This window comes from Streptomyces aureus, assembly GCF_001418135.1.
Taxonomy (GTDB): Bacteria; Actinomycetota; Actinomycetes; order Streptomycetales; family Streptomycetaceae; genus Streptomyces; species Streptomyces aureus_A.
In genome coordinates this window covers 1-12,565 of record NZ_LIPQ01000133.1, presented here as the reverse complement: position 1 = coordinate 12,565, position 12,565 = coordinate 1, and the positions used below count along the sequence as shown (strand labels likewise).

The following is a 12,565-nucleotide window of genomic DNA, read 5'->3' as shown; positions in this document are numbered from 1 at the left end:
GTCAGTCACCCGTCGTGAAGATCCACTGCTCGTGGATGCCGATGTTGTGCAGGAGTCGCTGGGCGTGCTCGGTGCGGGCCTCGACCTCGGGGTCGTCGCGGTCGTAGAGGAGCCCGGCGATGTCCCCGCTGTGCGCGGCCTGGATGCCGAGGGCGCCGGTCTCCCGCACGATGGAGCGCAGGCCGTCGAGGCGCGTGATGGGCAGGTGCCGCTGGTTGATGTCGGTGCTGGCGGTGGCGACGGCGCCGACGAGGGCGACGTCCTTGGTGTGGATGGCCTCGCGCAGCATCACCTGGAGTTCGGCGAAGAGTTCGAGTTCGGCGCTGCCGTACTCGGCGGGCGGGAAGGCCAGTGTGTCGACGCCTTTGCCCTCGTTCTCGGGCCGCGAGCCGAAGCCGAGGACCCGCACGGCCGGCATGCGGTACCCGAAGTCCTCGATGACCTTGCCCTCGCGCTGCGCGAACAGCACCGAACTCTCGTTGAACATGAGGGAGTCGGACGCCGTCTCGGCCCGCACCGCGATCCTGGCGATCTCCTCGGGGGGCAGCGGGGACACCAGGGCGTCCTGGACGGCCCAGACCGCGGCGAGAACGTCGCTCGTGGAGGATCCGAAGCCGCGGCAGAGCGGCACGTCGCCGGTGAGTTCGAGATGTCCGCCCACCGGTCCCTCCCCGGGCGGGACGCAGGCCTCGGCGGTGAGCTGGGCGGCCCGTCGCGCCTTGGTCTTCCAGGTCGGGTAGACGGTCAGCTCCTCGCCCCGCGCGGGGATGAACGAGGCCCGGGTGGTGTAAACGGTGCACGGCAGGGTGACCAGTCCCCGGGTGAGCTGGCCCTGGTGCGGAAAGACGCCCTGGAGAATTTCGCCGTGATGTATCGGGGCCGAGGCGACGCCGACCCGCCAACCGGAATGATCCACCATGTCCTTGACTTCCTCTGGGGGCCGGACCGCACCACTCACAGGGCCTGGCCGATCGTGCGGACACCCACACGCTAGGCAGCGCGGGGGCCGGGATCCGGCTGGTCGGGCGGCAGTATGCGGGCAGTTCGGTACGCGGCCGGCCGTCGTCGGGGGACGCGCCGGGGCCCGTACGGCGGTGAAGCCGCCGTACGGGCCCCGTGCGTCCGGGTTCTCAGATGCGGGCGGTACGGGCAGGCCGCAGGCGCCGGGCCAGGACCCGTCCGATCGCCCGCAGCGGCTCCGCCTCGGTCATCCGGGCGTGCTCGCAGTCGACGGCGAACTCCTCGACCCGGCCGGTCACGTACGGCGCCCAGGCTTCGGCCCCCGACGAGGGAGCCGGAGTGCCGGTGGCGTCGAAGAACACCGCGTCGCCGCCGTACCGGACGTCCGGCACGTACCGGTAGCGCATCCGCAGGTTGTCGAGGGTGGCCGCCACGACGGCCGCCGCCTGCGCGTGCTCGAGGGCGCCGAGCACCGGGTCCGACCGGCGCAGCGCGTCGGCGAGTTCGCCGATGTCCGGCGTCGTGTCCGCGCAGCGCACCTCCACCGTCTCGCCGGCGGAACCGAGGAGGGCGGTCAGCACGTGCCGGCCGTCGATCGCCGGCGCACGGAACCCGTCGGGCAGCGGATAGGAGTCGAGCAGGGCCAGCAGTGCCACGTCCTCCCCCGCCGCTTCCAGCCTGGCCGCCACGGCGTGCGCGACCATACCGCCGAAGGACCAGCCGAGCAGGTGGTACGGGCCGTGCGGCTGGATCCGGCGGATCTCGGCGAGGTAGTCGTCGGCCATCTCCTCGATGGAGGACGGCGCGTCGTGCGGGCCGCCGAGCCTGCGGGCCTGGAGCGCGACGACCGGCCGGTCCGGGTCGAGGTGGGGCAGCAGACCGGCGTACCCCCAGCTCATCCCGGACACGGCGTGGACACAGAACAGGGGCGGCTCACCGGAGTTCGTCTCCGCGACGGCCCGGATGGGCAGCACGGTGCCGAGGGGGTCGTCGCCGCTGCCGGCCGCGATCTGCTCGGCGAGGAGGGCCGGCGTGGGGCTCCGGAACAGGTCGCTGATGGTGATGCGGGTGTCCCAGACGGCGCGGATGCGGCTGATCAGGCGGGTGGCGCGGAGGGAGTGTCCGCCGCGGTGGAAGAAGTTGTCGTCGATGCTGACGGATTCGAGTCCGAGGTTGTCGGCGAAGAGACCGCACAGGATCTCCTCGGCGGGGTTGCGGGGTGCTCGTCCGCCCTCGGAGGCGGTGGTGTCGTCGGGTGCGGGCAGCGCGCGGCGGTCGAGTTTGCCGTTGACGGTACGAGGGAGGACGTCGAGGACCACGAAAGCGGACGGGACCAGGTGCTCGGGCAGGCGGGCGGCGACGTGCCGGCGCAGCTCGTCCGGCGCCGTCTCGCCGACCACGTACGCGACCAGGCGCTTGTCGCCGGGCCGGTCCTCCCGTACCACCGCGGCGGCCTGTACCACCGAACCGTGCGCCATCAGCGCGGCCTCGATCTCCCCCGGCTCGATACGGAAGCCGCGGAGCTTGATCTGCTCGTCGCCCCGGCCCAGGTACTCCAGCGCGCCCTGCTTGTTCCAGCGGGCCAGGTCCCCCGTCCGGTACATCCGCGCACCGGCCGGGCCGTAGGGATTCGCGACGAAACGATCCGCTGTGAGTGCCGACTGGCCGATGTACCCGTGGGCCAGACCATGCCCCGCCACATACAACTCCCCGGGCACACCGGGCGCCACCAGCTCAAGGTTCGCGTCCAGGACGTACGCGTGCTTGCCCGCCAGCGGACCACCCACCGGAATGCTCGCCGCACCCGCGGCCACCCCCGGCTCGATCACGAACACCGTCGTGAACCCCATGCTCTCCGCCGGACCATAACCGTTCAGGAGATGCAGCTGCGGATGGTCGGTGAGGGCCCGGGTGACGTGCGCGGGTGAGGCGGCCTCGCCCGCGGTCATGGCCTCGCGGATCCCCCTGAAGACCGCCGGGTACTCGTCGAGCATGTGGTTGAACAGGCTGGCGGACATCTGGAGCGTGGTGACCTGGTGCCGTTCGACCAGCTCCGCGATCAGATGGGGATCGGTGTGCTGACCGGGCTGGAGGACACACACCCCGCCGTGCAGCAGCGGGCCGAAGACCTCCAGGGCGAACGCGTCCCACGACACCGGCGAGCACTGCAGGAACGTCTGCTCCGGACCGAAGGCCAGGTAGTCCGGGCCGACGAAGGTCGCCGCCAGCGCACGGTGCGAGGCCATCACACCCTTCGGCAACCCCGTCGAACCCGACGTGAACATCACACACGCGACGGATTCGGGCGATCCGCCCGTCACCACGGCAGCCCCGGAGAGACCGCTGACCTCGGCGACCTCGGCCGTCAGATCGACGACCACCGCGCTCGTGGACAGCGTCGCCAGATGCGACTGGGTGACGACAGCGGCCGGCGCCACCTGCTCAAGAACACCGTTCAGCCGCTCCACGGGGAACAACGGGTCCAGCATCGTGTACCCGGCACCCGCCTTCAGCACCGCCAGCAAAGCGGCCACCATCTGCGGCGAACGCTCCACGTGCACCCCCACCAGATCCCCCGGACGCACACCCCGGCCCGTCAGATGACGAGCCAGCCGGTTCGACCACACATCCAGCTCCCCGTACGACACCACCTGGTCCTCGAAGACCAGCGCCGGCGCCTCCGGCGACCGCGCCGCCTGCCCCGCGAACAGACCGTCGAGACCGAGTTCCGGACCGTCGGTCCGTGCACCGGCCCAGGCGGTGAGCTGTTCCCGTTCGTCCTCCTGGAGGAGCCCCATCGCGCCGACGCGGGCGTCGGGTTCGGTCGCGGCGGACTCCAGGAGGAGCAGCATGCGATCGAGGAGACGCCTGATCGTTTCGGGCCCATAGAGGTCGGTGGCGTACTCGACGGTGATGTCGAGCCCGTCCGGACTCCCGTCGGCCGCACGCCGCTCACCGAACGCGAAGGTCAGGTCGAACTTCGCGATCCGCAGCTCAGGAGCCACGAACTCCGCCCGCAGATCCCCGAGCCCAGGTGCGCCCACCGCCGTGTCACCCACGGTGAGCATCACCTGGAACAACGGATGCCGAGACGCCGAACGCTCCGGATTGAGCACCTCGACGAGCCGGTCGAACGGAAGGTCCTGATGAGCCCACGCGGAAAGATCCGTTTCCCGCACCCGGCCCAACACCTCACGGAAGGTGGGATCACCACCCACATCCGTACGCAGAACCAACGTATTGACGAAGAACCCCACGAGATCGTCGAGAGCCTGATCCGTCCGCCCCGCCACCGGCGAACCGATCGGAACATCACTGCCGGCACCACACCGTGCCAGCACGGTGGCCACGGCTGCCTGGGCCACCATGAAGGCGGTGGTGCCGGTCTCCCGTGCGAGGTCGGTCAGCGCCCGGTGGACCGGGGCGGGGCAGGACACGGAGAGGGTGGCCCCCTGGTAGGAGGCGACGGCGGGCCTTGGCCGGTCCGCAGGCAGCGTCGCCTCCTCGGGGAGGCCGGCCAACGCCTGCCGCCAGTGGTCGAGTTGCGGGAGCTGCTCGGCGCCGAGGAGATCGCGCTGCCACAGCGTGTAGTCGGCGTACTGGGCCGGGAGCGGCGCCCAGCCGGGCGCGGCGCCCGCGCAGCGGGCCTCGTAGGCGCGGCCGAGGTCGGCGAAGAAGGGGGCGTTCGACCAGCCGTCGGAGGCGATGTGATGGGTGACGACCACGAGGACGTGCTCGTCGGCCGCCAGCTCGAACAGAGCTCCGCGGATGGGCAGTTCGGTGGTGAGGTCGAAGACCTTGGCGCTCTCCTCGGCGAGCAGGCCGGGGAAGCTCTCCTCCGTCGCCTTCGCCGTCGGCAGGGGTACGTCGATCCCGTCGGCAGCGAGGATGTGCTGGTGGGCCTCGCCGTCGGCGGTCCGGAAGACGGTCCGCAGGGATTCGTGGCGCACGACGACGTCGCCGAGCGCGAGACGCAGGGCGTCCGCGTCGAGGCTGCCGGTGAGGCGTACGGCCAGCGGGATGTTGTAGGTGGCGGACGGGCCTTCCAACTGATCCAGGAACCACAGGCGTTGCTGCGCCGACGACAGCGGCACCCGTGCGGGGCGGTCCTGGACCGTCAGTGCGGGGCGGGCCGGCTGGCCGCTGCCCGCCGCGACCAGCTCGGCGAGCTGGGCCACGGTCGGGTGCTGGAAGATGTCGCGCACGGTGATCCGGGCGCCGAGGGCGGCGCGGATCCGGCTGACCAGCCGGGTGGCGAGCAGGGAGTGCCCGCCGAGCCGCAGGAAGTGGTCGTCGACGGTGACGGAGGCCCGGCCGAGGACGTCGGCGAAGAGGCCGCACAGCACCTCCTCGACGGGATCGCGCGGCGCCCGTCCGTCGCTCTCGCCGGTCAGCACGGGCTGCGGCAGGGCACGGCGGTCGAGCTTGCCGTTGCCGGTCAGCGGCAGGGCGTCCAGGACGACGAACGCGGACGGCACCATGTACTCGGGCAGGGCGTCGACGGCGTGCCCGCGCAGGGCGACGGTGTCGATCTCGCAGCTCGCGGTTACGGCGTCACCACCGTTGCCGCCGTTGGCACCGTTGCCGACGACGTAGGCGACGAGCCGCTTGTCGCCGGGGCGGTCCTCGCGGACGATCACGGCGGCCTGTGCCACGGAGTCGTGGGCGACGAGCGCCGACTCGATCTCGCCGGGCTCGATGCGGAAGCCGCGCAGCTTCACCTGCTGGTCCGCACGGCCCAGGTACTCGATCTCGCCCTCCCGCGACCAGCGCACCAGGTCGCCGGTCCGGTACATCCGCGATCCGGCGGAGCCGTACGGGTCCGCGACGAACCGCTCGGCGGTCTGGGCCGGGCGGCCCAGATAGCCGCGGGCCAGTCCGGCGCCCGCGATGTAGAGCTCGCCGGGGACTCCCGGCGCGACCAGGCCGAGGTGGTCGTCGAGGACGTACAGGCGGGTGTTGTCGAGGGGACGGCCGATGGGCAGCGCGCCGTCGTAGTCGAAGGGCCGGCGGACCGGGTGGGAGGTCGCGAACGTCGTTGTCTCCGTGGGGCCGTAGCCGTTGACCACGGTCAGGTTCGGGCACGCCTCCATCACCCGGCGCACCGCCTCCGGCGGCACCACGTCGCCGCCCGTCCACACCTCCCCGAGCCCCGCGAACGCGCCCGGGTCCTCCTCCGCCACCAGCCGGAACAGACCGGCGGTCAGCCACAGGCCGGTGATCGACTCCTCGGCGAGGACCGTCGCCATCGCCGCCGTGTCGAGGACGCCGGGCGGGGCGACCGCCACGGTGCCGCCCGTCAGCCAGGGAGCCCACAGCTCGTAGGTGGTGGCGTCGAAGGTGTGCGGGGAGTGGAAGAGCACCCGCGCGTGGGCGGGCCGGGTCCAGCGGTGGTCGAGGGCGAGTTCGGCGACGTTGCGGTGGGTGACGGCGACGCCCTTGGGCACGCCGGTCGAGCCCGAGGTGAACATCACGTACAGCCACTGGTCGGGGTGCGTGGCCACCTCGGGGGCGGTCTCGGGGTGGGCGTCGAGCTCCGGGTCCCGGTCGAGCCCGTCGACCGGGACGATCCGTACGCCGGTCGCCTCGGTGACGATCTCGTGGCCGGCGAGCGCCGGATCGACGAGCAGGACGGGCGCGGCGGTGTCGGCGAGGATGCGGGAGAGCCGGGAGGCCGGGTCGACGGCGTTGAGCGGGGCGTACACACCGCCGGCCTTGGTGATGGCGAGCAGGGACAGGACCAGGTCGACCGAGCGTTCCATGAGGACGGCGACGACGGTCTCGGGTCCCACGCCGAGCGATCCGAGGCGGTGCGCGAACCGGTTGGTGAGGGCGTCGACCTCGGCGTAGGTGTAGGCGCGCCCGGCCTGGGTGAGGGCCACCGCGTCCGGGGTGCGCACGGCCTGCCCGGCGAAGAGGGCCGCGAGGGAGGCGTCCGGCACGGGGGTGGCGCGGCCCGTCCAGGTGTCCAGGAGCAGGGTGCGCTCGGCCGCGTCGAGCAGGTCGAGCCCGGAGAGCGGCGTGTCGGGGTGGGCGACGGCCTCGGCGAGCAGTCGGCCGAGCCGGGCGAGCAGCGCCTCCACGGTCTCGGGGTCGTACAGGTCGGTGGCGTACTCGGCGGTGATGTCGAGACCGCCGGGGCGGCCGTCGTCGGTGAGGTGCTCGTCGAATCCGACGGTGAGGTCGAACTTGGCGGTGCTGGTGGGCGAGTACTCGGCGCGCGTCCGAAGACCGGGGAAGCCGTCGCCGACGGACGAGGCCCCCGATGCGGTCGCTCCCGCCTGCACCAGCGTCAGCATCACCTGGAAGAGGGGGTGCCGGTCGCCGGTGCGCTCGGGGTTGAGCGCCTCGACGAGCCGGTCGAAGGGCAGGTCCTGGTGCGCCCATGCGGCCAGGTCGGTGGCCCGTACGCGCTCCAGGAGCTCCCGGAAGGTCGGGTCTCCGCTCACGTCGGTGCGCAGCACCAGGGTGTTCACGAAGAAGCCCACGAGGTCGTCGAGTGCCTCGTCGGTGCGGCCCGCGACCGGAGAGCCGACGGGGACGTCGGTCCCGGCGCCGGAGGCGGCGAGCACGGTCGCGAGTGCCGCCTGCGCCGCCATGAAGAGGGTGGCGCCGCTCCCCCGGGCCAGCTCGACGAGCGCCGCGTGGGTCGCGGGCGGGCAGTGGAGGGTGCGGGTGTCGCCGCGGTACGAGGCGACGGCGGGGCGCGGCCGGTCCGCCGGGAGGGTGGCCTCGGCGGGGAGTCCGGCCAGCCGCTCACGCCAGTAGGCGATCTGCCGCGCCATGACGCTGTCCTCGGCGTCGGCCTCGCCGAGCAGTTCGTGCTGCCAGAGGGTGTAGTCGGCGTACTGGATCTCCAGGGGGTCCTGTTCGGGGGCGCGGCCGGCGACGCGGGCCCGGTAGGCGTGGGCGAGGTCGCGGAGCAGCGGGGCGATGGACCAGCCGTCGGAGGCGATGTGGTGCATGACGACGAGGAGGACGTGCTCGTCCTCGTCCGCGTCGACGAGCGGGATGTGCTCCTCGTCCGCGTCGACGAGCGCGGCGTGCTCCTCGTCCGCGTCGACGAGCGCGACGTGCTCCTCGTCCGCGTCCGCCGGCCCGTCCTCCTTCGCGAGGCGGATCAGCCGGGCCTCCACCGGCAGGTCGACGGCCAGGTCGAAGACATGGGCCGACTCGGCGGCGAGGACGTCCGCGAGGGTCTCCTCCGTCGCCGTGAGGACGGGCAGTTCGAGCCGTGTCCCGGCCTCGCGTATCTCCTGGTACGGGGTGCCGTCGCGCTCCGGGTAGACGGTGCGCAGGCTCTCGTGCCGGGCGATCACGTCGCCGAGGGCCAGGGTCAGCGCCTCGGTGTCGAGGGCGCCGGTGAGGCGGAGGGCCAGCGGGATGTTGTAGGTCGCCGACGGCCCCTCGAGCTGGGCGAGGAACCACAGGCGCTGCTGGGCGTATGACAGGGGAATCACTGGGAGGCTCCCATCCGGCGCATCGGCCGCAGCTTGGGTCGCGCGGTCTCGGCGCGGTCGAGTCGCTCGGCCAGGGCGGCCACGTTCGGGTTCTCGAAGAGGGTGGGGACCGGGAGTTCGGCCCCGAGGGCGGTGCGGATCCGGCTGATCAGCCGGGTGGCGAGCAGGGAGTGCCCGCCGAGGCGGAAGAAGTCGTCGTCGATGGTGACGGCGGGGACGCCGAGGACGTCGGCGAACAGCCCGCACAGGACTTCCTCGCGCGGGTTGCGCGGCTGCCGGCCGCCGGCGGCGGTCGTGGCGGCGGGTGCGGGCAGGGCGCGGCGGTCGAGCTTGCCGTTGGAGGTCAGCGGCAGGGCGTCCAGGGCCACGAACGCGGACGGGACCATGTAGTCGGGCAGGAGGCCGTCGGCGTGGGCGCGGAGCGCGTCGGGGTCCGGGGCGGTGCCGCCGTGTCCGACGAGGTAGGCGACGAGCCGCTTGTCGCCGGGGCGGTCCTCGCGGACGATCACGGCGGCCTGTGCCACGGTGTCGTGGGTGACGAGGGCCGACTCGATCTCGCCGGGCTCGATGCGGAAGCCGCGCAGCTTCACCTGCTGGTCCGCACGGCCCAGGTACTCGATCTCGCCCTCCCGCGACCAGCGCACGAGGTCGCCGGTCCGGTACATCCGTGAGCCCGGAGGTCCGTACGGGTCGGCGACGAACCGCTCGGCGGTGAGCGCAGGCCGGTCGAGGTAGCCCTGTGCGAGTCCCGTGCCCGCGATGTACAGCTCGCCCTGGACGCCGGCGGGAAGCAGGCCGAGGTGCTCGTCGAGGACGTAGAGCCGGGTGTTGTCGATGGGGCGGCCGATGGGCAGCGCGCCCTGGTAGTCGAAGGGCCGGTGGATCTCGTGCGAGGTCGCGAACGTCGTCGTCTCCGTCGGGCCGTACGCGTTGACCACGGTCAGGTTCGGACAGGCGTCCATCACCCGGCGTACCGCCTCCGGGGGCACCACGTCGCCGCCCGTCCACACCTCCCCGAGCCCCGCGAACGCGCCCGGGTCCTCCTCCGCGACCAGCCGGAACAGACCCACCGTCAGCCACAGACCGGTGATCGACTCCGCCGCGAGGACCGAAGCCAGCGCCGCCGTGTCGAGCAGGCCGGGCGGGGCCACCACGAGGGTGCCGCCGGACAGCAGGGGTGCCCACAGCTCGTACGTCGTCGCGTCGAAGGCGAGCGGCGAGTGCAGCAGCACCCGGCGGTGGGCGTCGCCCGTGAACCGGGTGTCGGCGGCCAGCTCGGTGATGTTGCGGTGGGTGACGGCGACGCCCTTGGGCACACCGGTGGAGCCGGACGTGAACATCGCGTAGGCGAGCTGCTCGGGATGGACGTCGACCTCGGGAGGGGTGTCGGGCAGGTCCGGCGAGACCGACTGCGCGATCGTCATGATGCGCGCGCCCGCCGGGAGTTCGAGGTCCACGAGCTCACGGTCCGTGAGGAACAGGGTCCCGCCGGACATCCGCACGATCAGCTCGATGCGGTCCGCCGGGTAGCGGGTGTCCAGGGGTACGTACACCGCGCCCGCCTTCACCACGGCCAGGATCGCCACGACGGCTTCCAGGGAGCGTTCCAGGAAGAGGATCACGCGCGACCCGGGCCGTACGCCCTCGGCGATCAGCCGGTGGGCCAGCCGGTTGGCGCGCCGGTCGAGGTCCGCGTACGTCAGCCGCTCTCCGCCGAGCGTGACGGCGACGGCGTCCGGTGTACGGGCGACCTGCGCGGCGAACAGCTGAGGCAGCGAGGCCGCGGGAAGGGACCGCTCGGTGCCGTGCCAGGTGTCGAGGAGCTGGGTGCGTTCGTCGGCCGCCAGGACGTCGAGGTCTCCGATCGGGACGTCGGGGGCGTCGGCCGCCGCTTCGAGGAGCCGGACCAGGCGGGCGGTGACGGCCGAGACACTGGCCGCCTCGTAGAGGTCGGTGGCGTACTCGACGGTGATGCCCAGGCCGGCCGGGCCGCCGTCGGCCGCCCGGTGCTCGTGGAAGGTGAACGTGAGGTCGAACTTGGCGATGTCGAGCGCCGTGAACTCCGACTCGGCTCGCAGGCCGGGGAGCCGGGGCACGGGGCCGGCCGCGTCGGTGACCGAGAGCATGACCTGGAAGAGGGGGTGCCGGGCGGCGGAGCGCTCGGGGTTGAGGGTCTCCACGAGCCGGTCGAAGGGCACGTCCTGGTGCGCCCAGGCGGCCAGGTCGGTTGCCCTGACCCGCTCCAGGAGCTCCCGGAAGGTCGGGTTGCCGCTCACGTCGGTGCGCAGCACCAGCGTGTTCACGAAGAAGCCGACCAGGTCTTCGAGGGCTTCGTCGGTCCGTCCGGCGACCGGTGAGCCGAGCGGGATGTCGGCGCCGGCGCCGGATCGCGACAGGAGGACGGCGGTGGCCGCCTGCGCCACCATGAAGAGCGTCGTGCCGTTCTCGCGGGCCAGCCGGGTGAGCGCGGTGTGCAGGTCCGCGGGGCACTGGACGGTGAGGGAGGCGCCCCGGTACGAGGCGGTGGCCGGCCGGGCCCGGTCGGCGGGCAGCGTCACCTCCTCGGGGAGCCGGTCGAGCGCCGTGCGCCAGTGGTCGAGCTGCCGCTGCTCGTCGGCGGCGAGCAGGGCCTGCTGCCAGAGGGCGTAGTCGGCGTACTGGACGGGCAGCGGCTCCCACTCGGGCGCCGCGCCCTCCACGCGGGCGGTGTAGGCGGCGCCGAGGTCCCGCATGAGGGGCGTGTTGGACCAGCCGTCGGAGGCGATGTGGTGGGTCACGAGGAGGAGCACGTGCTCGTCGTCCGCGATCCGCACCAGGTCGGCGCGGACGGGCAGTTCGCGGGCCAGGTCGAAGGTCGTGGCGGACAGGTCGCGCAGTACGGCGGGCAGTGCCTCGCGCGTCGCCGGGATGACCGGCAGGTCGAGGTGCGCCCCGGCGGCCGGCACGACCACCTGGTGGGGTGTGCCCTGCTCGGCGGGGAAGACCGTGCGCAGCGCCTCGTGCCGACCGACGACGTCCGCCAGGGCGAGCCGCAGCGCGTCGGCGTCGAGGACGCCGGTGAGACGGACGGCGAGGGGGATGTTGTACGTGGCCGACGCGCCCTCCATCTGGGCCAGGAACCAGAGCCTGCGCTGGGCGGCGGACAGCGGAATCCGCTCGGGCCGCTCGCCCGCCACGAGGGCCGGCCGCCGCCCCTGCCCGTCGGCACCGGGGTCGGCGAGGAACTCGGCGAATCCGGCGACGGAGGGGCAGCGGAAGAGGTCGCGTACGGACACCTGCGCCCCCAGCGTGTGCCGGATGCGGCTGACCAGCCGCGTACCGAGCAGGGAGTGGCCGCCGAGGCGGAAGAAGTCGTCGTCGATGGAGACGGCGGGCAGCCCGAGGGCGTCGGCGAAGAGCCCGCACAGCACCTCCTCGACGGGGGTACGGCCCTGCCGTCCGCCGGGCCCGGTGCCGAGCCTGGGCGCGGGCAGGGCGCGGCGGTCGAGCTTGCCGTTGGCGGTCAGGGGAAGGACGTCGAGCTCGACGAAGGCGGAGGGAACCATGTACTCGGCGAGCCGCCGCGCGCAGTGGCGCCGCAGGCCGTCGGTGTCGACACGGGTTCCCGGCGCGGGGACGACGTAGGCGACGAGGCGCTTGTCCCCGGGCCGGTCCTCCCGCACGATCACCGCCGCCTGTGCCACCGAGGCATGGGCCAGGAGAGCGGTCTCGATCTCACCGAGCTCGATCCGGAAACCACGCAGCTTCACCTGCTGGTCCGCACGCCCCTCGAAGACCACCTCACCGAACTCGTTCCACCGCGCCAGATCGCCCGTCCGGTACATCCTCTCGCCCGCAGGACCGAACGGATCCGCGACGAACCGCTCGGCGCTCAGAGCCGAGCGACCCACATATCCCCGCGCCAGATGGCTGCCGGCCACGTACAGCTCCCCGACCACCCCGGGAACGACCGGCCGCAACCCCTCGTCCAGCACGTACATCCGGGTGTTCGCCATCGGCACCCCCAGATGCAGACGCTCCACCACCCGCTCACCCGGACCGAAGGCCTGATAGCTGCAGAACACCGTCGACTCCGTCGGACCGTACGCGTGCACCACCGACGTCTCCGGGCAGGCCTCCAGGACCCGACGGAGAGCCGGGGCGGA

2 protein-coding genes and 1 pseudogene are annotated in these 12,565 nt (G+C 72.8%); all 3 read right to left on the bottom strand.

The window, feature by feature from the left end; all coding sequences use genetic code 11:
* Position 1: 1 nt before the first annotated feature.
* Positions 2 to 919, bottom strand: a complete 918-nt coding sequence (locus tag AOK00_RS13230; RefSeq protein ID WP_055600501.1) for a GHMP family kinase ATP-binding protein — start codon at positions 917 to 919, stop codon at positions 2 to 4.
* A 211-nt stretch (positions 920 to 1,130) separates the two neighbouring features.
* A pseudogene (locus AOK00_RS13225) lies at positions 1,131 to 8,417 on the bottom strand (amino acid adenylation domain-containing protein); the annotation flags it as partial.
* The coding region (locus tag AOK00_RS36385; protein WP_159041756.1) for a non-ribosomal peptide synthetase at positions 8,417 to 12,565 on the bottom strand (4,149 nt) is incomplete at its 5' end. The pseudogene AOK00_RS13225 and the gene AOK00_RS36385, both read right to left, overlap by 1 nt.